This is a genomic window from Bradyrhizobium sp. 157 (assembly GCF_023073815.1).
In the GTDB taxonomy this organism is placed as follows: domain Bacteria; phylum Pseudomonadota; class Alphaproteobacteria; order Rhizobiales; family Xanthobacteraceae; genus Bradyrhizobium.
In genome coordinates, this window is the sequence record NZ_JADPKF010000067.1 from 25,233 (window position 1) to 47,057 (window position 21,825).

The window sequence follows — 21,825 nt, forward strand, 5'->3', positions numbered from 1 at the left end:
TCGATGTCGTAGCCCGGTGAACTTACCTGGCGCCGTCTGGTTTGATCCTTGCATCCGGCGAAGCCGGAACTGCTCATGATTGCAAAGCCGGACTGCTCATTATTGCCGCTGACTGCGACGATCCTGAGCTCGGTTTTCCAACCGGCTTCCTCAAAAGCAGGGTCTATGCCAAGTTGTTAATGCGGCTGATTTCGGAACGTTATCAGACTTTTAACAGGCAAGTGAAGGAGGTGCGCCGGCGGCCCGCATGATAGCGAAGCTTACAAAATAGGCAAACCGGTCATTTAGTGTGCAGGTGGGGCGAGTCGGACCACGGACGCGACGGGGATATGCCTTCAGAAAAGGCGGATGGATCGAGGATTCGGCATGGAAATCTTGACCACGACCGAGATGGAGCGGGCTGACCGGCTGACGATCGCCGGCGGGACGCCGGGCTTCGCGCTGATGATGAGCGCCGGCCAGGCCGTGGCGGAGGCCGCGATGAATCTCGTCGAGGGGGGCCCGATCGTCGTCGTCGCCGGCCGCGGCAACAATGGCGGCGACGGCTTTGTGGCGGCCGCCGAACTCGCCGCCCGCGGGCGCGAGGTTTCCATCATCCTGCTGTGCGAGCGCGACAGCCTGCAGGGCGATGCCGCGCTCGCCGCGCGCGGCTGGAAATACCCGGTGCTGCCGTTCAACCCGCAGGCGATCGGCAAGCCGGCGTTGATCATTGACGCGCTGTTTGGCGCAGGCCTCAACCGTCCGGTCAAGGGCGATCCGCTCGAGATGATCGAGGCGATCAACGCCAACGGCGCGCCGGTGCTGGCCATCGACCTGCCGAGCGGCATCAACGGCACCACGGGCGCCGTGATGGGCGCAGCGATCAACGCTGTCGAAACCGTGACCTTCTTCCGCCGCAAGCCGGCGCATCTGTTGATGCCCGGGCGCAAGCATTGCGGCCGCGTCCGCGTCGCCGAGATCGGCATCGATGCGCAGGTGCTTGAGGAGATCCGGCCGCAGACGTTCGAAAACGTTCCGCAGAGCTGGCAAACATCCTTCCCGGTGCCTGCGATCGACGGCCATAAATACGCCCGTGGCCACGCCGTCGTGCTGTCGGGGGAACTGGCGGCGACCGGTGCGGCGCGCCTGGCGGCGCGTGGCGCGCTGCGGACTGGGGCCGGCCTCGTCACGGTGGCCTCGCCGCGCGATGCGCTGGCTGTCAATGCCGCGGCGCTGACGGCAGTCATGGTCCGTCCCGTCGATACCGCCGTGGAATTCGCCGACATGCTCAGTGACAAACGGCTTAGTTCCGTCGCGATCGGGCCGGGCGCCGGCATCGGCGCGCGCACGCGCGATTTCGTCCACACGGCGCTTTCGACGAAACGCGGCCTCGTGCTCGACGCTGACGCACTGACGAGTTTTGCCGAAGCGCCGGAGCGGCTGTTTGAGCAGATCAGGGCGAGCGAGGATCCGCAGGTCGTGCTGACCCCGCATGAGGGCGAGTTTCCGCGCCTGTTCAGCGACATGAGCAACAAGCACCCCGGCAGGTCAAAGCTGGAGCGGGTGCGCGATGCCGCCCAGCGCTGCGGCGCGGTGGTGCTGCTGAAGGGGCCGGACACGGTGGTGGCCTCACCCGACGGCCGCGCCAGCATTGCGTCGAACGCGCCGCCCTGGCTCGCGACGGCGGGCGCCGGCGACGTGCTGGCGGGGATCATCGCGGGGCTGCTGGCGCAAGGCGTGCCGGCCTATCAAGCCGCCAGCATCGGCGTCTGGATGCACGGCGAAGCCGCGGGCGAGGCGGGGCCGGGCCTGATCGCGGAAGATTTGCCGGAAGTGCTGCCCGCCGTGTTCCGCCGGCTCTATGACGAGTTCGGGATCGAGTATTAGTCGCCTGCGTTCCCCGGATGCTGCGCAGCGCGCCGCTTGCGGCGTGGTGCGCTGCTGTTCCGGGGTCCACGTGGCGTCGTGCAATGGTGGGTCCCGGCTCTGCGGAGCAGCGTTGCACGCTGCACCGCGTCCGGGACAAGAGACAGCTCTCACACCAGATATTTCGCCACCGCCGTCTCATCCCACTCCAGCCCAAGACCCGGTCCCCGTGCGGTGACCGTGCCGTCGACGATCTCGGCAGGATGGGCGAGGATCACGCTGGCAAAATCCAAAAATTCGAGCCAGTGCGCGGTCGGCGTCACTGCCAGCATGTGGGCGCTGGCTTCGGCGAAGAGATGGCTCGACATCGGGATGTTGGCGGCTTCGGCTTGGGCGGCGACCTGCAGCCAGCCGGTGACGCCGCCGCACTTCATCAAATCGGGCATGATGAAGTCGCTGGCGCCTCGCGCGATCGCTTCCGCAAAGCCGCGCGGGAACCACCAGTTCTCGCCGGCCTGAATTGGCGTGGCCGAGGTCTCGCGCACTTTTGCGTGTCCAGCGAGGTTTTCCTGCGGCACGGGTTCTTCGATCCAGTGCAAGTCGTAGGGTTCGAGGCGGGCGATCCGGTGCGCGGCTTCAGCGGGATCTAGCGACTGGTTGAAGTCGATCATCAACGCGATGTCGGGTCCGATGAGGGCGCGCACGCCCTTGACCACGCGCTCATCATTGCCGGCATCGCCATCGCCGCCCTTGATCTTGATTCCGCGAAATCCCTGCTCGAGCGAGCGGCGCAGCGCTCTTTCGTCGGCCACGGGATCGACTACGCCATAGCTGTCATAGGCCCTGATCGGTTTTGGCGAACCGCCGAGCAGTTCAACCACGGGTTTGCCGGCCAACTGGCCGAGTGCGTCCCAATAGGCCATGTCGAGGCCGGACACCGCCATGCCGACCAGGCCCTGCCAGCCGAGCAGGCGGAATTTTGCGTCCATCGCTGTCATCAGATCGTAGGGCGCAACTGGCCTGCCGGTGAGTTCGCGTCCGATCTCCTCGATCAGGTGCACCAGCGGCTTCAGCGTCAGCTTGCTGTAGGCGAAAATGTAGGAGTGACCGGTAACGCCCTGATCGGTCTCGACATCAATCAGGACCAGCGGGCCCACGTCGATCACGCCAAAGGCGTTCTTCACGGGGCGGGCGAGCGGCACGACGAGCGCTCGCGCCTCGACGCTACGGATGGCGGGAACCGGCTTGCTCATGGCGTGCTCCTCACTCAACAGCGTACCACCGCACCAGGCGCGGTGCCGCCCAATCGGTGGCGACGGATTCGATCAACCAGCGGCCGGCATGTTCGGCGGCAAAGGCGATGCGTTGGGTCTGGCCAGGCTCGATCGCCAGCGTATCCAGCCAGAATGGCTTCCAGCCGTCGTCGAGCCGGTCCAGCAGGCGGAAGTGGTGGCCGTGGAGGTGGAAGACGCTGGTGACCGCGGCGCGATTGGTGAGCGCCAGCACCACGGTGCGGCCTTTCCTGGCGCGGAAGGCGGGCGGGGCACTCACGGCAAAATTGGCTGGCGTCATCCAGTCGCCGGAAGGTCCGCCCAGCACAACATCGATCCGAGTCGCCCCCTTGAGGTCGAGCCGCTCGGGCAGGCCGTTGGAGGGCAGCGCAGGGGCGGGTGGCAGCGGTGCCGCGCGGACCGGCGGTTCGCTAGAGACGACAAGTTTGCCGATCGTGCGAGCTTCCTTGCCATCATGCAGGAGGATCGCATTGATAGAGCCTGCCGGAGCGGTCAAATCGATGAAGGCATCGACCCGCCCGCCCGGCGCCAGCACCAGCGCGCCATTGCGGGCCTGGAACGGCTCCGATGGCTGGCTGTCGATGGCCATGACCCGGACGTCCAACCCTTCCAGTTTGATAGCCATGACAGAGCGTTGGCAGCCGCTGATGATGCGGAGCCTGATCCGCTCGTTGGTCCGCCCTGAGAGTTCGAGCGAAGTCCGGCCGTTAATCGTATGGAGGGGAACGGTGTCCTTCGGATCGATTCCCGGCGCGATTGCTATTCCATCGGGCCTTGCCTGCCAATCCTCGATCAGGAGGACCTCGTCGCGGTCGACAGCGATCGGTTCGGTTTCGCGAACAATCAACGGCCGTGCCCGCGTTGGTTGTGCCTGCCGATCGCCAAGCAGCCCGAAGTCGCAGAGGAAGGTCCCGGCGTGGCGCAGGGGAAGCTGCAAGGTGGCCTTGCCGCCGCTTGCGACGGCTGCGCGCGCCGTGAGAGGGGCCTGCGCCGGAATGCCGTCCATACCCCGCCAGTTGAGGACGACCGGCACCGGCAGCTCATTGGCGAAGGCGATCTCGGCCGTCTCGCCACGCTTGAAGGTGAGGTCGGGCCCTTGCATCGACCAGACCGGCGCGGCCGTACCGGCCGGCCGGAGTGCGAGGGTCTCCGGTGTGGCCTGTAACGTCAGCGGGGGACGTGCCTGGGCTGCGCCGGAAACCGGCCATATCGGGGTGAGGGCGGCGGCGCCCAGCCCGGCCAGCAGCTCGCGTCGAGCTAGCGTTGATTTGGGTCTTGCCATCGGACCGATGCGGACCATTTCTGATGTATCCATGCTAGCTGTGACGCCTTGCCCCGGTGCTGTCAAAAAGGGCCATTTTTTTGCTGCGGAGGTGTAGGCTCATGTTATAAGCCCGCCGCCCGCGGCATCGCGGCCGGGTAAGGATGCTTTTCACGCGGGCGTGGCGGAACTGGTAGACGCGCTGGATTTAGGTTCCAGTGACGAAAGTTGTGGGGGTTCGAGTCCCTCCGCCCGCACCAAGCGCTCTATCCAAGCGTTTGCATGACGAATACTGGAGGGCCTGCTCCCCGTATGGGGAAGCCAAGGTCATCCGAACCACCGGCGCAGGGCTGCAAGGCTTGCGCGTCGAACCAAATTAGACACTGCCGGGGCTAGTTGGCCCGGCGCAAGCGGAAGAAGATTGACACCATGCAGGTCACCGAAACCCTCGCCGAGGGATTGAAGCACGAGTTCAAGGTCAGCGTCCCCGCATCGGATCTCGATGCTAAGGCGGATGCCAAGCTGGTCGACCTCAAGGACAAGGTGAAGCTCAATGGCTTCCGCCCCGGCAAGGTGCCGGTGAGCCATCTGAAAAAGGTGTATGGCCGCTCGGTGATGGCCGAGACCATCGACCAGACCATCCGCGACACTAACACGCAGATCTTCACCGACCGCGGTTTCCGCCTTGCGACCGAGCCCAAGATCACGTTGCCAACCGAGCAGAAAGAAGTCGAGGAGCTGCTCGCCGGCAAGAGCGATCTGACCTACACGGTGGCGATCGAGGTGGTGCCGACGATTCAGCTCGCCGATTTCAAGACCTTCTCGGTGGAGAAGCCGGTGGTCGAAGTGACCGATGCCGAGGTCGACGAGGCGATCAAGCGCATCGCCGACCAGAACCGTCCCTATGCGGCGAAGGCGGAGGGCGCCAATGCCGAAACCGGCGATCGCGTCACTATCAATTTCAAGGGGTCTATCGACGGCGTGCCGTTCGACGGCGGCACCGGCGAGGGCATCCAGGTCGTGATCGGCGCCGGACAGTTCATTCCGGGTTTTGAGGAACAGCTCGCCGGCATCGGGGCCGGTGAAACCCGCACGCTGAAAGTGTCATTCCCGAAGAACTATGCCAGCGAGAAACTTGCCGGCCAGGCGGCCGAGTTCGAGACCACGGCAACCCTGATCGAAGCCCCGGGCGAGACTGAGATCAACGACGAGTTTGCAAAAACGCTCGGCCTGGAATCGCTCGACAAGCTGAAGGAAGCCGCGCGCGAGCGGCTGGTCGCCGAGTTCGCCGGTGCGACGCGCCAGCGCGTCAAGCGCGCGCTGCTCGACCGTCTCGACGACAGCCACAAATTCGAGGCGCCGCCGTCGCTGATCGAGGAAGAGTTCAACCTGATGTGGAACTCGATCAAGGCCGAGATGGAATCCTCCGGCAAGACCTTTGCCGACGAGAACACCACCGAGGAAGCCGCGAAGGAAGAGTACAAGAAGATCGCCGACCGTCGCGTCCGGCTTGGCCTCGTGCTGTCGGAGATCGGCGAGAAGAACAAGATCACAGTGACCGACGACGAAGTCAGCCGCGCGGTGATCGAGCGGGCGCGTTCGATGCCCGGCCGCGAGAAGGAAGTCTGGGACTACTATCGCAACAACGCCAATGCGCTGGCGCAGCTTCGTGCGCCGATTTATGAAGACAAGGTGGTCGATTTCATCCTCGAACTCGCCAACGTGACAGAAAAGAAGGTTTCGCGCGAGGACCTGTTCAAGGATGACTAGGCCGACGAGAAGAGTGCAGCCTGATCGGTTTGGTCAGGCCGGCATTAATGATGAACGGCGATAGCGGCGTGGTGGCGGCACCCGTCGCTATGCGATCGGCTGCGAATCAGTTTGAGCTTCTCTTATTCGGCTGGCTTATTCGGCTCGCAAGTGCCCGGTCTTGTCGCCGGGAAATTGGCTCATATCTGTGAGCAGCTCGCCTATGCGAGTTCTGAGTTGAAGTCCTGCATCACGGGACGTTCGTCCGTGCGGCAATCATGGCTGTCTTGCCGGATGTTCGTTCCCGCTTATTCTCTATCCGAACCCTTGGGGTGATTAATGCGCGATCCCGTTGAAACCTACATGAACCTCGTTCCGATGGTGGTCGAGCAGACCAACCGCGGCGAACGCGCCTACGACATTTTCTCGCGGCTCCTGAAGGAGCGCATCATCTTCGTGACCGGTCCGGTCGAAGACGGCATGTCGACGCTCACCGTCGCGCAGCTCCTGTTCCTCGAGGCGGAAAATCCCAAGAAGGAAATCTCGATGTACATCAACTCGCCCGGCGGCGTGGTGACGTCGGGGCTCGCGATCTACGACACCATGCAGTTCATCCGCCCGCCGGTGTCGACGCTGTGCACGGGGCAGGCGGCCTCAATGGGTTCGCTGCTGCTCGCGGCCGGTGAAAAGGACATGCGCTTCTCGCTGCCCAATTCGCGCATCATGGTGCATCAGCCGTCCGGCGGCTTCCAGGGCCAGGCCACCGACATCATGCTTCACGCACAGGAGATCCTGAATCTCAAGAAGCGCCTCAACGAAATCTACGTGAAGCACACCGGCCAGACCTACAAGGCGATCGAGGACGCGCTGGAGCGCGACAAATTCCTGACCGCCGAGATGGCGCGCGACTTCGGCATCGTCGACAAGGTGATCGACAGGCGCCCCGAAGAGGTGACGCCGGTGAAAATCCCGTAAGGTAACGGATAGCAACACCCCGCGTTGACGTTAATGGTTGATTGAATCGGCAAATCTGGCCGAAAGCCGCGCCCATGCCCTCGCATAGGCCGAAAGTTCCGCTTTCGTGCTGGTTTGCGGCGTGGCAATACCGCAACGCTCGGTCGATTTCGTCAACTTCTCCCCGTGCGAACGCCACAAATCACGGTATTGTCACGGGTAGCCAATCCGGCCCCGATTAGCGAATTCTTGATAGTCGGGTGCCAGCATGGTTGGCTGTGTGGGTTGGGTTAAGATCGCGGGGGAATCGAGACGCAGTGATTCGCACGGTGCGTAATTGAGTTAGGGTCTTTTTTGGTACGGAATTTGCTCTATCTACCTTCAGGTCCGGTGACAGTGCCGGAATGGGTCGATCGGGTAACGGATCGAACGGCGGACGGAGACAGGAATGAGTAAGGTTGGCACGAGCGACTCCAAGAACACGCTGTATTGCTCGTTCTGTGGAAAGAGCCAGCACGAAGTCCGCAAACTCATCGCGGGTCCCACCGTATTCATCTGCGACGAATGCGTCGAACTCTGCATGGACATCATCCGCGAGGAGAACAAGTCCTCGCTGGTGAAGTCGCGCGACGGCATCCCGACGCCGAAGGAAATCTGCAAGGTGCTGGACGATTACGTGATCGGCCAGAGCCATGCCAAGAAGGTGCTCTCGGTTGCCGTTCACAACCACTACAAGCGCCTCAATCACCAGACCAAGCACAACGACGTCGAACTCGCGAAGTCGAACATCCTGCTGATCGGTCCGACCGGTTCGGGCAAGACGTTGCTGGCGCAGACGCTGGCGCGGATTCTCGACGTGCCGTTCACCATGGCAGACGCGACGACGCTGACCGAAGCCGGCTACGTCGGCGAGGACGTCGAGAACATCATCCTGAAGCTGTTGCAGTCGGCCGACTACAATGTCGAGCGCGCGCAGCGCGGCATCGTCTATATCGACGAAATCGACAAGATCAGCCGCAAGTCCGACAACCCGTCGATCACCCGCGACGTGTCGGGTGAGGGCGTCCAGCAGGCGCTGTTGAAGATCATGGAAGGCACGGTCGCCTCCGTACCTCCGCAGGGCGGTCGCAAGCACCCGCAGCAGGAGTTCCTGCAGGTCGATACCACCAACATCCTGTTCATCTGCGGCGGCGCGTTCTCAGGCCTTGAGAAGATCATCTCCGCACGCGGACGCTCGACCTCGATCGGTTTCGCCGCCCAGGTGCTGGCGCCCGAAGACCGCCGCACCGGGGAAATCTTCCGCCATGTCGAGCCGGAAGACTTGCTGAAGTACGGGTTGATCCCCGAATTCGTCGGCCGTCTGCCGGTGGTCGCGACGCTGGAGGATCTCGACGAGACCTCGCTGAAGAAGATCCTGACCGATCCGAAGAACGCGCTGGTGAAACAATACCAGCGGCTGTTCGAAATGGAGAACATCGAACTCACCTTCGCCGACGAGGCGCTTGGCGCGGTCGCCCGCAAGGCGATCGAGCGTAAGACCGGCGCGCGCGGATTGCGTTCGATCCTCGAAAGCATCCTGCTCGAGACCATGTTCGATCTGCCGGGTCTGGAAGGTGTCGAAGAGGTCGTGATCTCGCGCGAAGTGGTCGAAGGAACCGCCCGTCCGCTCTACATCTATGCGGACCGTTCGGATCGGGCTGTCGAGAGCAGCGCCAGCGCCTGATACCGTCGCGCTGGCTAGAACTCAGAAGTTTCTATAGCGCGGCTGCCGAGCCTTTCGGCGGCCGCAGTGGCGTAAGCGTTTTTCGCGCGTTTGACCTGCAATTTGCGGTCATTTTCCGTGACTTGACACCCCCATACCCGATAGCCACCTAATGCCCATGGTGGCGGAAATCACGTTCGGGATTCGTCGCAGAAATCATCCGGTGAAGGCGGCAGCGAAGGCGGCCGACCGGCCCGGAACTCCCAGCACCTTGTGGCGGTTGCGCAAGCGATGCGGACTGCGTGCAAGGGGGCAAAACAGAAGGAATAGGCCATGACAACCCCAAAAACCCGGCCAACAATCATTCTCGGCGAAAGCCATTCGTATCCGGTGCTGCCGCTCCGCGACATCGTCGTATTTCCGCACATGATCGTGCCGCTGTTCGTCGGCCGCGAGAAATCGATCCGCGCCCTCGAAGAGGTGATGAAGAACGACGCGTTGATCCTGCTCGCGACGCAGAAGAACGCGTCCGACGACGATCCGAGCCCGGATTCCATCTACGAAGTCGGTACGCTCGCCAGCGTGCTGCAGCTCCTGAAACTTCCCGACGGCACCGTGAAGGTGCTGGTCGAAGGGCTCGAACGCGCGCGCGTGCAAAAGTATTCCGATCGCATCGAATATTACGAGGCGACCGCGATCGCGCTCGCCGATACCGACGCCAACTCGGTTGAAGCGGAAGCTTTGGCGCGCTCGGTCGTGTCCGACTTCGAAAGCTATGTTAAGCTGAACAAGAAGATCTCCGCCGAAGTTGTTGGCGTGGTTCAGGCGATCACTGACTTCGCCAAGCTCAGCGATCAGGTCGCGCAGCATCTCGCCGTCAAGATCGCCGATCGCCAGGGCATCCTGGAGACGTTGTCCGTCACGCAGCGCCTGGAGAAGGTGTTGGGCTTGATGGAGAGCGAGATCTCGGTGCTGCAGGTTGAGAAGCGCATCCGCTCGCGTGTCAAACGCCAGATGGAGAAGACCCAGCGCGAGTATTACCTGAACGAGCAGATGAAGGCGATCCAGAAGGAACTCGGTGACGACGAAGGTCGCGACGAGTTGGCCGATCTGGAAGAGAAGATTGCCAAGACCAAGCTTTCCAAGGAAGCGCGGGAGAAGGCGCAGCACGAGTTGAAGAAGCTGCGCCAGATGTCGCCGATGTCCGCGGAAGCCACCGTCGTGCGCAACTACCTCGACTGGCTGTTGTCGATCCCGTGGAACAAGAAGTCCAAGGTCAAGAAAGACCTCGAGCAGGCGCAGGCCGTGCTGGACTCCGACCACTACGGGCTCGAAAAGGTCAAGGACCGCATCGTCGAGTATCTCGCGGTGCAGTCGCGCGCCAACAAGCTGACCGGACCGATCCTGTGCCTGGTCGGACCCCCCGGCGTCGGCAAGACCTCGCTCGGCAAGTCGATCGCGAAGGCGACCGGCCGTGAGTTCGTGCGTGTCTCGCTCGGCGGCGTGCGTGACGAGGCCGAGATCCGCGGCCACCGCCGCACCTATATCGGCTCGATGCCCGGCAAGATCATCCAGTCGATGCGCAAGGCCAAGACCTCGAATCCGCTGTTCCTGCTGGATGAGATCGACAAGATGGGCGCCGATTTCCGCGGCGATCCGTCGTCGGCGCTACTTGAGGTCCTGGACCCCGAGCAGAATTCGACCTTCAACGATCACTATCTGGAGGTCGACTACGATCTGTCGAACGTCATGTTCATCACGACCGCGAATACGCTCAACATTCCGGGGCCGCTGATGGACCGCATGGAGATCATCCGGATCGCCGGCTACACCGAGAACGAGAAGGTCGAGATCGCGCGCAAGCACCTGATCCCGAACGCCATCTCCAAGCATGGCCTCGATTCCAAGGAATGGTCGATCGACGACGATGCGTTGCTGTTGATGATCCGCCGCTACACCCGCGAAGCGGGCGTGCGCAACCTGGAGCGTGAGCTCTCCACACTCGCCCGCAAGGCGGTGAAGGAGCTGATGATCTCCAAGAAGAAGTCGGTCAAGGTCACCGAGAAGACTCTCGAAGACTTCCTCGGCGTGCCGAAATACCGCTTCGGCGAGATCGAAAGCGAGCCGCAGGTCGGTATCGTCACGGGTCTGGCCTGGACCGATGTTGGCGGCGAGCTGCTGACCATCGAAGGCGTCATGATGCCCGGCAAGGGCAAGATGACCGTCACGGGCAATCTGCGCGACGTGATGAAGGAGTCGATCTCGGCGGCGGCGTCTTACGTCCGCTCGCGGGCGATCAACTACGGCGTCGAGCCGCCGCTGTTCGACAAGCGCGACATCCACGTCCACGTGCCGGAGGGCGCAACCCCGAAGGACGGACCGTCGGCGGGTGTGGCGATGGCCACCGCGATTATCTCGACCATGACCGGCATTCCGGTCCGGCACGATGTCGCGATGACCGGCGAGATCACGCTGCGTGGTCGCGTGCTGCCGATCGGCGGCCTGAAGGAGAAGCTGCTTGCGGCCGCGCGTGGCGGCATCAAGACGGTGCTGATCCCCGAGGACAACGCCAAGGATCTCACGGAGATTTCCGATGCGATCAAGGGCGGCATGGAGATCGTCCCGGTTGCCCGGCTCGATGACGTCATCGCCAAGGCGCTGGTCCGCGCCCCAGTGCCGATCGTCTGGGAAGAGGACACCAAGGTGCCGGTCAAGTCGGATGCCTCGGACGAAGCGGCCGGTGGCCTGACGGCGCACTGAGCCCGATCAGTCACCACTGATCACTGAACTGAAAACGATTAAGCGGCGCCTTCGGGCGCCGCTTTTGTTTGTGCGGCTGGGATCTCGGCTTGAACCTCAGCCCGGCAGACGGAGTTGATGAGGGATGGAAATCGACGGGCAATGCCATTGCGGGCGGGTGACCTATCGGGCCGACATCGATCCCGAAAAAGTATCGATCTGTCACTGCACCGATTGCCAGAACCTGACGGGCTCGCCGTATCGCGTAACGGTGATCTGTTCGGCCGAGCAGGTCCGCATGACCGGCGCGCCGGCGAAGGTCTATCCGAAGAAGGGCGATAATGGCCGGACGCGCTTTCAGCACTTTTGCGAAGTCTGCGGCTCGCCATTGTTCACCAGCGGAGACGGCGGACCGGAGGATTGGGGTATTCGCTGGGGCAGCATCCGGCAGCGCGACCGGCTCAAGCCGGCGCGGCAAATCTGGTGTCGCTCGGCTGCACCCTGGATCCACGATCTTGAGGCGCTACCCGGGCGGCCGGGCGACTAGCGCCTTTTCGGTTCTGATTGAATCAGAACCGCGCTCTAGATTCTTGTTTTGACGCGTTTTCTTGACGCGAACCGGTGTCCACTTCGCTTGAAAACGCTCTTGTGCGACCGGCAATTTGCGGTATCGAACCCTTGCACTAAAGGGGGCCGCAGGGCTAAACAGGCGGCTTACGGGCGGCTAGCTCAGCTGGTTAGAGCATCTCGTTTACACCGAGAGGGTCGGGAGTTCGAATCTCTCGCCGCCTACCAGCCTTCGCCCTGCGGGCTTCGGCTGGGCAAGCCAGCTTCGCGGCAGTGGTGCCACAGATGCTCTGCGCGCAGGGCAAAGGCTGTCTCGCCGAAGCTCGAAGAGCGAAGGCGGACTTGTTCGAAGTTGAACCTCATCTCCCAATCGCAAGCAAAAGAACGAGCAATGGACGCCGCCACCAGCCACGATCAAAACGCCGACCAAGTCGCATACTGGAATGGTTCGGCGGGCCAGCGCGGGGCGGTGCCGAGCGATGCCGGACCACCCCGCGACACTGGCAATTGGCGAGCTCTACAGTTGACCTCGACAGGTCTGGCGATACCGACGGCAATTTCCTTCGCCGCGTTCACCCAACTCATCCTTGTTGAGGCATGCATATCTCAATTCGGCGCACACATCCCTGCGAACTGGTCGCCCGCAGGCCTCCCGATATCTGCGGCAATTTCCTTCGCCCCTCTCGCCCAGCGCGTCCTTGTTTTCGCAGGCAAGTCTTAATTGCTCGCAGCGCCCACCTCCTCGATCTACTCGGACGCCTCCCGGTCCAATCTCAATGGATTGAGAAAAGGCCGATATTGGAATTACAAAAAGAGCGGCCGCCGCTGCGGCGCCACACGCATATTTGCGCATTCTATTCATCTTGATCCCTCCAGGTGCTAGTGCCGGTCAGTTGCCTTGCGGCAATAGATCACGCGAAAGGCGGGATATCGTTCCGAAGGAAATGCATGAAAGTGTAGCTACGACGGCAAATCTTGGGGTACATGAACGAACGAAGCGGCATCAAGGCAATGATACGGCAACGATACGGCGTGAACGATCCGGCAAGGCGCGACGGAAGTTCGAAGTTGAAAAGGAGCGCGCAAATGGACACACCGGCAAGCCACGAAAAAAACGCCGACCAGGTTGCCTACTGGAACGGTCCGGCAGGTCAGCGCTGGGCGGAGCGGCAGGCGGCGCAGGACATCGTCCTGGGACCGGTCGCCGATCTTCTGATCGACCGCGCCAGGCTAACGCCCGGCGAACGCGTCATCGATGTCGGCTGCGGCAGTGGTGCCACCGCGATTGCGTTCGCGCGGGAAGTCGCGCCATCGGGCCATGTGCTCGGCATTGATGTGTCCGGCCCGATGCTGGAGCGGGCGCGGCAGAGCGCACCGAAGGATCTGCCGATCGATTTCGTTCTGGCCGACGCCACCGTCTATCCGTTCGAGCCTGCCGGCTTCGATGTGCTGGCCTCGCGGTTCGGCGTGATGTTCTTTGCCGATCCCGCGCTGTCGTTCGCTAACATGCGGAAAGCGCTGCGGCCGACGGGGCGCATGGCCTTTGCCTGCTGGCGCGAGCCGCGCGAAAATCCGTTCTTCATGGCGCCGCTGCAGGCGGCCTACAAGCATGTGCCAAAGCTGCCGCAGCTTGGGCCGGAAGACCCGGGACCGTTTGCATTTGCCTCGGAGGCACGCGTTCGCCGCATCCTCGACTCGGCCGGCTTTACCGGCGTCGACATGGAAGCGTGTCCGCTGTTGCTGGATGCAGCGATCGGCCGCGGCCTCGACGGCGCAGTGCAGGGCGCGCTGGAGATCGGCCCGGTGAGCCGCGCGCTCGACGGCCAGCCGGAAGAAGCTCGCGCTGCCGTCGCCGCTTCCATTCGCGAAGCGCTGACGCCGTTCGCCAAGGGCGATGCCGTGCTGCTGCCGGCGTCGGTTTGGATCGTAACGGCGCGCGCGTCGTAGTTGAGACGGGCGCATCTCGCGCCACACCGTCATTGCGAGCGTAGCGACTTGTCCGCCGTAGAAGAGCGAAGGCGGAAGCAATCCATCCATCGGCAGGCGCGGGGAGATGGATTGTTCGTCGCTGTCGCAGGCAATGACGGGGACAGAGCGGCGCGAAGCGACGTCAATGCCCACTCTTCCCAAATCATCGCCCGTATGCACGATGGTGTGCACGGCCCTTGCCATACTTGGCGGCTGACCCATTCCAATTGAACGCCGGATCGCCACCGCCACGCCACCAAATCGCCTCACGAGTCAACGACCAGTTGCAGTGGGCTGGCGGCGATGCGCATGGGTGCAGCAATGATGCGCTTGTCCGATCCATATCTAACTCCAGCCCGGGTTGGGCTGATTATAGTTGCAGTGCTTCTGCTTGGCGCGATGGTCGTTCTAGTCATCACTGTCTCCGAACACGGTGAGGTCCGCACGCACGCGACCCGCGAGAACGGTGCCACTTTGGATATTGGCGTCGCAGACCTGAAGGGGTCGTTGCCGTAAGATATTTGCTGGACGGCGACACGCGTCCGCGTCCACGCAAAGGACGCGAGAAACGCTATTTGATCGTCGCGTGCACAGTGATTACCGACGTGCCAGAAGTCGTCGGGCCCTGACCTGTTGCTTTGATGGCAAAAGTATCGCTTCCCTTATATCTGGCCTTCGCCCTGTATTCGTAAGTGGTCACGTTGAGCTTTTTCAACTTGCCGTGTGACGGCTTTTGAAAAATATCCGAGCTGCTTACCGTGCCGCGGATCGTGATCGGAAATAGGCACCTTTGCCCGGACCCGACGCTAATGTCGCCGGTCGAGTTCTCACCAAAGTCCGCCAGTTCTACCAATTTTGGACAGTCGGAAGCAGCCAGTGCTGGAGACACGAACCTCGAGCCTGTAGCTCCAACGATAAGCGCCAAAGCGACCACCATAGATAACCGCATGGTAGACCTCGTTTTCATGCAAACCTGCACTGATGGGCGCGATTGGAGCTACGTCTTTCGGGTCGGATGTTTGAATTTTTGCAACCGACTTATCGCCGGTCAAAAGTCCTCCGTTGATGCAGATCACAAAGCGCTAAGCCCGCTCTTCCCAGATCATTGCCAGATGTACAATCGTCTCCGCGGCCTTTTCCATATCCTGGCGGCTGACCCATTCCAGCCGCGAATGGAACGCGTGTTCGCCGGCGAAGATGTTGGGGCAGGGCAGGCCCATAAACGACAGGCGTGAGCCGTCGGTGCCGCCGCGGATCGAGCTTCGCACCGGCGTCAGCCCCGCGCGCTTGATCGCCTCGATGGCGTAGTCGACCGTCTGGGGATGGCGGTCGATCACCTGTTTCATGTTGCGGTATTGTGGCTTGACTTCCATCCGGTAAGTCGAGCGCGGATAGTCCTTCATCACGCCCTTGACGATACTTTCGAGCAGCGCTTCCTTTTGCTGCAGGCCCTCGTCGGTGAAATCGCGGACGATGAAGCCGATGCTGGCTTTCTCCAGCGCGCCCGAAATGCCAATCGGATGCAGGAATCCCTCCTTGCCTTCGGTGGTCTCAGGCGAGCAGGTGTCCTTGGGCAGGCAGTCAATGATGGCCGCCGCGATCTTGATGGCGTGCTCCATCTTGCCTTTGGCAAAACCGGGATGGGTCGACACGCCTTCGATGGTGATGGTGGCGCCGTCGGCTGAAAAGGTTTCGTCCTCGATATGCCCGGCGCTTTCGCCGTCCATCGTATAGGCAAAATCGGCGCCGAGCTTTTTCAGGTCAACCTTGTCGACGCCGCGGCCGATCTCTTCATCGGGCGTGAACAGGATCTTGATGGTGCCGTGCTTGATATGCGGGCTCTGGATCAGAAATCGTGCCGCATCCATGATCTCGGCGAGGCCGGCCTTGTTGTCCGCGCCGAGCAGCGTGGTGCCGTCGGTCGTGATGATGTCGTGGCCGATCTGGCCGGCGAGGGCAGGATGGTCGGCAAACCGGATCACCTGGGTGGGATCGGCCGGCAGCACGATGTCACCGCCGCGATAATTGTTCACGATCTGAGGCTTGACGTTGGCGCCGGTGCAGTCCGGGGACGTGTCCATATGCGAGCAGAAGCAGATCACCGGGACCTTCTTCTCGGTAGTCGCCGGGATCGTCGCATAGACATAGCCGTGCTCGTCGAGATGGGCGTCGGTGAGCCCCATCGCCTGCAGCTCCGAAGCCAGCAGGCGACCCAAATTCTTTTGCTTCGCGGTGGAAGGGCAGGTCGGCGAGGCCGGATCGGACTGGGTGTCGATAACGACATAGCGCAGGAAGCGCTCGGTGACATCGTGGGTGAAGGCTATCGACGAGGCCAGCATGACGATCCGGAAAAATTGAGCAAGGAAAGCGCTCTATAGCAGAAAAGCGCCATTCCGGGTGGCCGCCGGAATGGCGCTTCTGGTGCAATCGAGAGAAGCCTTGGTCAGACGGCTTCCTTGAGTTCCTTGGCCGCGCGGAACGCGACCTTCTTGCTGGCCTTGATCTGGATCGGCTCGCCGGTGGCGGGGTTGCGCCCGGTGCGGGCGGCGCGCTTGCGGACCTGAAGGATGCCGAGGCCAACGATCCGGATGCGCTCGCCCTTTTTCAGGTGTTTTGTGATCTTGCCGACCATGTCGGTCAGGATCGCCTCGGCGGCCTTCTTCGACAGATCGTGTTCCTCGGCGAGAGCTGCTGCCAGATGCTTCAGTGTAATGGTGGCTGGAGCCGCCGCTTTCTTCGCCATGTCTGACCCTCCTCGTTGGTTGAATCGCTTGAGCGCGTTCGTCGATACCGCTCCGCGCTGGGAAAATGCGTTCGTGGTGACCTGAAACCCGCGGTTCCGGTCCAACCAGAGCGGTGAGGATTTCAAGAACCCCGATGTAGCAGGCCTTAGACGACTCGGATAATCGCCGCCCACGCAGTTTTACCTGAAAACAGGCCGTTATTTGAATTGGAATCGCAAAAACGTCCGTCTGGCGCGGGGATTCGCAACGTCCTTGACTAAGCGGGAGCGGGCCTTTATGCCCTCGGTTCTGCGCGGATCAGGATCTGATTACGGCATCCGCGGGAGTAGCTCAGTTGGTTAGAGCGCCGCCCTGTCACGGCGGAGGCCGCGGGTTCGAGTCCCGTCTCTCGCGCCATTCTTTTCAATGGCTTGACGTTGATCCGCTGCAAACAGAAAGGCCGCCCGAGGGCGGCCGTTTTTATTCCAACGAAGTTTGATATCGCTTAACGGACCGTCGAAGTATTCGCGCTGGTAATAACGACCGCCTTGCCCGCTTTTACGACCTGGGCAGTCTGGCTGTACTCAGAACCGGTCCGAGCCGAGATGCCGAAAGCCGCAACCGCTATACCGGCCACCAGTGCGACAACCACGATCTTCAGGTGGGTACTGCGATCCGCCGAGTGAAAGGAGTGGTTCATGTGATGCCTCCCGGACGCCTTTGGCGTCCCGTGTTGGGAAGAGAGGTACGCCCCATCTGTTTCAGGATCGTTTCGCGGTTTCGGCAAAATGGTTTCATTCGGCTGGTTTGTGGCCGGTTTTTGCTTATGCATCCGTGATGTAGGTCACATACAGGCGGGCGGCCGCCTGCGGCGCGACATCAACCATGCTTCCCCTCTCCGGGCGTTCTTTTTTGCTGCCGCCTCATGCGTCGCGAATGAAATTGCCCGCCTCGAATTCGACCAGCGGCGCGTCTGAATCGAAGGAGACGCCGATCGGATCGCGGCCGGCTGCGATCGCGGCGAGTTGATCGCTCAGCATCCGCCGGATCATCAGGATGCCGCGGTCGCTCTGGCCGAAATGCTCCTCCGAATGCAGCGTCACCGGGCCCTGGCCGACCTGCGCCTCGTAATCGCCGGGGAATTGCTGGTGCTCCCGTTCGTTCATCTCCCACCAGAATTTTCCGTTGAATTTCGAGCGCATCCTTCCGATATCGCCTGAATTCTTCACCCGGCCTGCGACGTAGATGCGGAAGGACGTGTCATCGATCGGCAGCGTCCAGCCGATCGACTCGACGCGGGCGAATTGCGCGACCCGCGGATTGGGCACGACGCGCAGCGTGGGGAGGGCGGCTTCGGTCACCCGGTAAAATACCTTGCCATCGTCCTGATGCCGGATTGAACGCACGGTGACGCCGCGCGGCGACATCTCGAACTTCACTTGCGGCATCGACGCTATCATGTTGCTGAATTGCGGGCCCGAGAACGAGCCGTGCAGCACCGGGACGTGATAGGGATCGACGACGTTCTCGAAATGCTGCAGCCAGTTGCAGGGGGATGATGGCCGGACCGCCGCCGCCGATCGATGAACCATCCGCCTCGACGAACTCGCCATCGTCCATGTTCTCCAGGCATTCATAGCGCGGCAGCACCGGCTTTTTCTCGGCCGGGCCCAAATAGGCGAAGATCAGGCCGTAGCGCTTCTCGACCGGATACCAGGGCTGCCGCACCTTGCCCTTGAACAGGCCGCCCTCGGGCTCGCAGGGCTGTTCGAGGCAACGGCCTTCGGTGTCGAACTTCCAGCCGTGATAGCAGCAGCGGATGCCGTCTTCCTCGACCTTGCCGTAATAGAGCGTCGTGCCGCGATGGCAGCAGCGGGCGTGCAGCAGCCCGACGCGCGCATGCCGGTCGCGAAACAGCACCAGGTCCTCGCCGAGCGCGCGCACCTTTCTGGGGATATCGGTGGCGTCGGACGCGAGCCCGATCGGGTGCCAGTACCGCCGCAGCAATTCGCCCATCGGCGTGCCGCGGCCGACCGCCGTGAGCTCCGTCCGGGTCGTCGACGGCTTCATGGCATAGCCAGTCCCGAGATCGCGATCCCGCTGCGTGACTGTCATGCTGTTTCCTCCCGCCGCGGCTTGTTGGTGCTGCGATCGTTTGATGCCGAGCGAAACGCAAATCGATGATAATGTCAACGATCTCGATCGAGCTATTCGATAACCCCATTCGACGGGCTTATCTGATGATCCTTCTCGATGGTCCTTGGCACCGGCGCGCTTTGTTGGCAGAGCTTGAAAATGAGCCGGAAGCCGGAAAAGCAGACCGCGCCATCACCTGCGGCCTCCGATGTCGCGGAATTGGCGCCGATCACCGCGATGATGTCATCGCGGCTGATGGTGTTGGCCAATCTGCTCAAGCGCGGCGCGATCCTGCGCTATAAGCGGCTGGCGGGCTTGTCCTCGGTGGAGTTCGGTCTGGTGGCCTCGCTGGGGCGGCGGCCGCCAATGAGCGTTGTCCGGCTTGCGGAGGCGGTCGGCATGGACAAGGGCCAGATCAGCCGGGCGCTGGCGGAACTGGTCGCGCGCAAGCTGGTCGCCAAGGCGGTCAACCCACGGGACAACCGCGAGACGCTGGTTTGCCTGACCAAGACGGGGCTGGCCGCCCATGATGCAATTGTGGCAGGGGCGCAGGAGCGCAACCGGCGCCTGCTGGAACAGCTCGGCAAGGAAGAGCTGGCGGTGCTGCTCGACCAGATCGATCGCCTGACCGACACGGCCGCCCAAATGCTCGCCGACGAAAAGGATTTGAAGTGAAAATTTGGGCACCATGCAGCCCGGCCCGCGTTGGTCGGGCGAGGCAGGAACGCAACACTTTTTCGGGTTCTGCCGACGCGTCAAGGGCGGACGGAGACGTGAAACCGGCTTGTCTTGCGCCCTCTGTTGCGCTGCGCTAAGCCAAGAATAATTCCAATCAACGAATCTGCGGCCAAATCCGCAGGAAAAGGCCCCGCCGATGAACGGCATCCTGCAGAATTACCTTCCGCTTGTGGTATTTATCGGGGTGGCGAGCCTGATCGGTCTGGCGCTCCTGATCGCCCCCTTCGTGGTCGCGTTCCAGCAGCCGGACCCGGAAAAGCTCTCCGCCTATGAATGCGGATTCAACGCATTCGACGACGCTCGCATGAAGTTCGACGTCCGCTTCTACCTGGTTGCGATCCTCTTCATCATCTTCGACCTGGAAGTGGCGTTCCTGTTCCCGTGGGCGGTCGCGTTCGGCAAGTTAGGGGCCACCGGCTTCTGGTCCATGATGGTGTTCCTGGCCGTCCTCACGGTCGGCTTTGCTTATGAGTGGAAGAAAGGCGCGCTCGAATGGGATTGAGCCCAACAGCAACAGGCTCTTCGCCTGATATCGCGCAGGCGCCGAAGGGCATTCTCGACCCCTCGACCGGCAAGCCGGTCGGGGCCAACGACCCGTTCTTCCTCGAGGTCAATCACGAGCTGTCAGACAAGGGTTTCTTCGTTGCCGCCGCCGACGATCTGATCACGTGGGCGCGCACCGGCTCGTTGATGTGGATGACGTTCGGCCTCGCCTGCTGCGCGGTCGAGATGATGCAGGTGTCGATGCCGCGCTACGACGTCGAGCGCTTCGGCTTCGCGCCGCGCGCCTCGCCGCGGCAATCGGACGTGATGATCGTGGCGGGTACGCTGACCAACAAGATGGCGCCGGCGCTGCGCAAGGTCTATGACCAGATGCCCGAGCCGCGCTACGTAATCTCGATGGGGTCGTGCGCCAATGGCGGCGGCTACTATCATTACTCGTACTCGGTGGTGCGCGGCTGCGACCGCATCGTGCCGATCGACATCTACGTGCCCGGGTGCCCGCCCACGGCGGAAGCGCTACTCTACGGCATATTGCTGCTGCAGAAGAAGATCCGGCGCATCGGGACCATCGAACGTTAAGGTTTTAGGTAATGGACGACGGCAAGCTCGACGCCCTTGGGCAGACGATTGTTAGCGCGCTTCCGGGCGCGGCCACTGCCCATGCGGTCGCGTTCAACCAGCTCACCGTTACGGTCGAGGCGAGCAAGATCGTCGAGGTCGTCAAATATTTGCGCGACGATCCCGCGCTGCGCTTCGTCAACATTACTGACATCACTGCGGTCGACTATCCCAGCCGCGAGAAGCGTTTCGACGTGGTCTATCATCTGCTGTCGCCGACGCTGAATGAGCGCATCCGCCTGCGCGCCGAAGCCGACGAGACCACCCAGGTGCCCTCGATCATCGAGGTGTTTCCCGGTGCCGACTGGTTCGAGCGCGAGACCTACGACCTCTATGGCGTGATCTTCACCGGCCATCCCGACATGCGCCGGCTGCTGACGGATTACGGGTTCGACGGTCATCCCCTGCGCAAGGATTTCCCGCTCACCGGCTTCGTCGAGGTCCGCTACGACGACCAGGAGAAGCGGGTGCTCTACGAGCCCGTCCGTCTCAACCAGGAATTCCGTAAATTCGATTTCCTCTCGCCCTGGGAAGGCGCGGACTATCCGCTGCCGGGCGATGAGAAGGCGAAGGAGCAGCCGTGAACGCTGTCCGCGCAGCAGAGCAGCCGATCACCGGCGGATGCCTTTGCGGCGCCGTGCGGTTCCGCGCTGTGCTGCAAAGCCCTGACGTCGAGGCCTGCCATTGCAGCATGTGCCGCAGATGGTCGGCGGGGCCTTATCTGTCGGTGCATTGCGCGAGCGTCGAGATCGACGATGCGGCAAATCTGGGTATCTACCGTTCGTCGGATTGGGCCGAGCGCGGCTTTTGCACGAAATGCGGGACTTCGCTGCTCTATCGCTTGATCGATGCGCCGGTTTACGCGGTGTCTGCAGAGGCCATCGACGAGAACGCGCAGTTTGAGCTTACTAGGCAGATTTTCGTCGACGAGAAGCCTGCTTATTACGAGTTTGCCAATGAGACGGAGAAACTGACCGGTGCTGAAGTTTTCGCCGCCTTCCAGGCAAGCCAGGCGAAGGGCTGATAAGT

18 protein-coding genes, 3 tRNA genes and 1 pseudogene are annotated in these 21,825 nt (G+C 62.1%); 15 read left to right on the plus strand and 7 right to left on the minus strand.

Annotation, left to right across the window (positions count from 1 at the left end; translation table 11 throughout):
• Positions 1 to 366 precede the first annotated feature (366 nt).
• Positions 367 to 1,866: an NAD(P)H-hydrate dehydratase gene (locus tag IVA95_RS14900; RefSeq protein WP_247511154.1), complete on the plus strand. Its 1,500-nt coding sequence runs from the start codon at positions 367 to 369 to the stop codon at positions 1,864 to 1,866.
• Between the two features lie 149 nt (positions 1,867 to 2,015).
• Here IVA95_RS14900 and IVA95_RS14905 read toward each other — a convergent pair whose 3' ends face one another.
• A complete protein-coding gene (locus IVA95_RS14905; RefSeq protein ID WP_247511155.1) occupies positions 2,016 to 3,098 on the minus strand; it encodes an enolase C-terminal domain-like protein in 1,083 nt (360 codons plus the stop codon).
• A gap of 10 nt (positions 3,099 to 3,108) precedes the next feature.
• Positions 3,109 to 4,452: a multicopper oxidase domain-containing protein gene (locus IVA95_RS14910; RefSeq protein ID WP_247511156.1), complete on the minus strand. Its 1,344-nt coding sequence runs from the start codon at positions 4,450 to 4,452 to the stop codon at positions 3,109 to 3,111.
• 121 nt (positions 4,453 to 4,573) lie between these two features.
• Here IVA95_RS14910 and IVA95_RS14915 point away from each other — a divergent pair.
• The 8 genes from IVA95_RS14915 to IVA95_RS14950 all read left to right on the plus strand — a co-directional run bounded on the left by IVA95_RS14915 (position 4,574) and on the right by IVA95_RS14950 (position 14,056).
• Positions 4,574 to 4,658, plus strand: a tRNA-Leu gene (locus IVA95_RS14915).
• 169 nt (positions 4,659 to 4,827) lie between these two features.
• A complete protein-coding gene (gene tig, locus IVA95_RS14920; RefSeq protein ID WP_247511157.1) occupies positions 4,828 to 6,168 on the plus strand; it encodes a trigger factor in 1,341 nt (446 codons plus the stop codon).
• Between the two features lie 318 nt (positions 6,169 to 6,486).
• Positions 6,487 to 7,122, plus strand: a complete 636-nt coding sequence (locus tag IVA95_RS14925) for an ATP-dependent Clp protease proteolytic subunit (protein ID WP_213250456.1) — start codon at positions 6,487 to 6,489, stop codon at positions 7,120 to 7,122.
• Between the two features lie 427 nt (positions 7,123 to 7,549).
• The gene (gene clpX, locus IVA95_RS14930) at positions 7,550 to 8,824 is read left to right on the plus strand and encodes an ATP-dependent Clp protease ATP-binding subunit ClpX (RefSeq protein WP_028345767.1); all 1,275 of its coding nucleotides are present in this window, start codon (positions 7,550 to 7,552) and stop codon (positions 8,822 to 8,824) included.
• Positions 8,825 to 9,136: 312 nt separating this feature from the next.
• Positions 9,137 to 11,563 (plus strand): endopeptidase La, encoded by a 2,427-nt coding sequence (gene lon / locus IVA95_RS14935; protein ID WP_213250454.1) that lies wholly within the window; start codon positions 9,137 to 9,139, stop codon positions 11,561 to 11,563.
• Positions 11,564 to 11,687: 124 nt separating this feature from the next.
• Entirely contained in the window at positions 11,688 to 12,089 is a 402-nt protein-coding gene (locus tag IVA95_RS14940) for a GFA family protein (RefSeq protein ID WP_247511158.1), read from the plus strand.
• A gap of 171 nt (positions 12,090 to 12,260) precedes the next feature.
• Positions 12,261 to 12,337 (plus strand) — tRNA-Val (locus IVA95_RS14945).
• An 858-nt stretch (positions 12,338 to 13,195) separates the two neighbouring features.
• Positions 13,196 to 14,056, plus strand: a complete 861-nt coding sequence (locus tag IVA95_RS14950; RefSeq protein ID WP_247511159.1) for a methyltransferase domain-containing protein — start codon at positions 13,196 to 13,198, stop codon at positions 14,054 to 14,056.
• A gap of 592 nt (positions 14,057 to 14,648) precedes the next feature.
• Here IVA95_RS14950 and IVA95_RS14955 read toward each other — a convergent pair.
• The 3 genes from IVA95_RS14955 to IVA95_RS14965 form a co-directional block, all read right to left on the minus strand.
• A complete protein-coding gene (locus IVA95_RS14955; RefSeq protein ID WP_247511160.1) occupies positions 14,649 to 15,026 on the minus strand; it encodes a hypothetical protein in 378 nt (125 codons plus the stop codon).
• A 133-nt stretch (positions 15,027 to 15,159) separates the two neighbouring features.
• Positions 15,160 to 16,416: a peptidase T gene (gene pepT / locus IVA95_RS14960; protein WP_247511161.1), complete on the minus strand. Its 1,257-nt coding sequence runs from the start codon at positions 16,414 to 16,416 to the stop codon at positions 15,160 to 15,162.
• Between the two features lie 104 nt (positions 16,417 to 16,520).
• Positions 16,521 to 16,820, minus strand: a complete 300-nt coding sequence (locus IVA95_RS14965; protein WP_057844275.1) for an HU family DNA-binding protein — start codon at positions 16,818 to 16,820, stop codon at positions 16,521 to 16,523.
• 320 nt (positions 16,821 to 17,140) lie between these two features.
• On the opposite strand from IVA95_RS14965, the gene IVA95_RS14970 reads away from it, so the two are divergent.
• Positions 17,141 to 17,217, plus strand: a tRNA-Asp gene (locus IVA95_RS14970).
• A gap of 88 nt (positions 17,218 to 17,305) precedes the next feature.
• Here IVA95_RS14970 and IVA95_RS14975 read toward each other — a convergent pair.
• Both IVA95_RS14975 and IVA95_RS14985 read right to left on the minus strand, forming a co-directional pair.
• Positions 17,306 to 17,500 carry a hypothetical protein gene (locus tag IVA95_RS14975; protein WP_247511162.1) on the minus strand — a complete coding sequence of 65 codons (195 nt, stop codon included), beginning with the start codon at positions 17,498 to 17,500 and terminating at the stop codon, positions 17,306 to 17,308.
• Between the two features lie 223 nt (positions 17,501 to 17,723).
• Positions 17,724 to 18,915, minus strand: a pseudogene (locus tag IVA95_RS14985) (aromatic ring-hydroxylating dioxygenase subunit alpha).
• A 180-nt stretch (positions 18,916 to 19,095) separates the two neighbouring features.
• Here IVA95_RS14985 and IVA95_RS14990 point away from each other — a divergent pair.
• The 5 genes from IVA95_RS14990 to IVA95_RS15010 all read left to right on the plus strand — a co-directional run bounded on the left by IVA95_RS14990 (position 19,096) and on the right by IVA95_RS15010 (position 21,820).
• Positions 19,096 to 19,611 (plus strand): MarR family transcriptional regulator, encoded by a 516-nt coding sequence (locus IVA95_RS14990; protein ID WP_247511165.1) that lies wholly within the window; start codon positions 19,096 to 19,098, stop codon positions 19,609 to 19,611.
• A 199-nt stretch (positions 19,612 to 19,810) separates the two neighbouring features.
• Positions 19,811 to 20,176: an NADH-quinone oxidoreductase subunit A gene (locus tag IVA95_RS14995; protein WP_247511166.1), complete on the plus strand. Its 366-nt coding sequence runs from the start codon at positions 19,811 to 19,813 to the stop codon at positions 20,174 to 20,176.
• Positions 20,173 to 20,757 (plus strand): NADH-quinone oxidoreductase subunit B, encoded by a 585-nt coding sequence (locus IVA95_RS15000; RefSeq protein WP_213250556.1) that lies wholly within the window; start codon positions 20,173 to 20,175, stop codon positions 20,755 to 20,757. Before IVA95_RS14995 ends, IVA95_RS15000 begins: the two co-directional genes overlap by 4 nt.
• Before the next feature lie 11 nt (positions 20,758 to 20,768).
• Positions 20,769 to 21,380, plus strand: coding sequence for an NADH-quinone oxidoreductase subunit C (locus tag IVA95_RS15005; protein WP_247511167.1), 612 nt, complete (start codon positions 20,769 to 20,771; stop codon positions 21,378 to 21,380).
• A complete protein-coding gene (locus IVA95_RS15010) occupies positions 21,377 to 21,820 on the plus strand; it encodes a GFA family protein (protein ID WP_247511168.1) in 444 nt (147 codons plus the stop codon). The genes IVA95_RS15005 and IVA95_RS15010 overlap by 4 nt, the downstream gene beginning before the upstream one ends.
• Positions 21,821 to 21,825 lie beyond the last annotated feature (5 nt).

Bases quoted from the DNA above. Each gene is read 5' to 3' on its own strand.
- IVA95_RS14900 (WP_247511154.1), top strand. From the start codon at position 367: ATGGAAATCTTGACCACGACCGAGATGGAGCGGGCTGACCGGCTGACG.
- IVA95_RS14905 (WP_247511155.1), bottom strand. From the start codon at position 3,098: ATGAGCAAGCCGGTTCCCGCCATCCGTAGCGTCGAGGCGCGAGCGCTC.
- IVA95_RS15005 (WP_247511167.1), top strand. From the start codon at position 20,769: ATGGACGACGGCAAGCTCGACGCCCTTGGGCAGACGATTGTTAGCGCG.
- IVA95_RS14965 (WP_057844275.1), bottom strand. From the start codon at position 16,820: ATGGCGAAGAAAGCGGCGGCTCCAGCCACCATTACACTGAAGCATCTG.
- IVA95_RS14950 (WP_247511159.1), top strand. From the start codon at position 13,196: ATGGACACACCGGCAAGCCACGAAAAAAACGCCGACCAGGTTGCCTAC.
- lon (WP_213250454.1), top strand. From the start codon at position 9,137: ATGACAACCCCAAAAACCCGGCCAACAATCATTCTCGGCGAAAGCCAT.
- IVA95_RS14995 (WP_247511166.1), top strand. From the start codon at position 19,811: ATGAACGGCATCCTGCAGAATTACCTTCCGCTTGTGGTATTTATCGGG.
- IVA95_RS14955 (WP_247511160.1), bottom strand. From the start codon at position 15,026: ATGCGGTTATCTATGGTGGTCGCTTTGGCGCTTATCGTTGGAGCTACA.
- IVA95_RS14910 (WP_247511156.1), bottom strand. From the start codon at position 4,452: ATGGATACATCAGAAATGGTCCGCATCGGTCCGATGGCAAGACCCAAA.
- tig (WP_247511157.1), top strand. From the start codon at position 4,828: ATGCAGGTCACCGAAACCCTCGCCGAGGGATTGAAGCACGAGTTCAAG.
- IVA95_RS14940 (WP_247511158.1), top strand. From the start codon at position 11,688: ATGGAAATCGACGGGCAATGCCATTGCGGGCGGGTGACCTATCGGGCC.
- IVA95_RS14990 (WP_247511165.1), top strand. From the start codon at position 19,096: ATGAGCCGGAAGCCGGAAAAGCAGACCGCGCCATCACCTGCGGCCTCC.
- clpX (WP_028345767.1), top strand. From the start codon at position 7,550: ATGAGTAAGGTTGGCACGAGCGACTCCAAGAACACGCTGTATTGCTCG.
- pepT (WP_247511161.1), bottom strand. From the start codon at position 16,416: ATGCTGGCCTCGTCGATAGCCTTCACCCACGATGTCACCGAGCGCTTC.
- IVA95_RS14925 (WP_213250456.1), top strand. From the start codon at position 6,487: ATGCGCGATCCCGTTGAAACCTACATGAACCTCGTTCCGATGGTGGTC.
- IVA95_RS14975 (WP_247511162.1), bottom strand. From the start codon at position 17,500: ATGAACCACTCCTTTCACTCGGCGGATCGCAGTACCCACCTGAAGATC.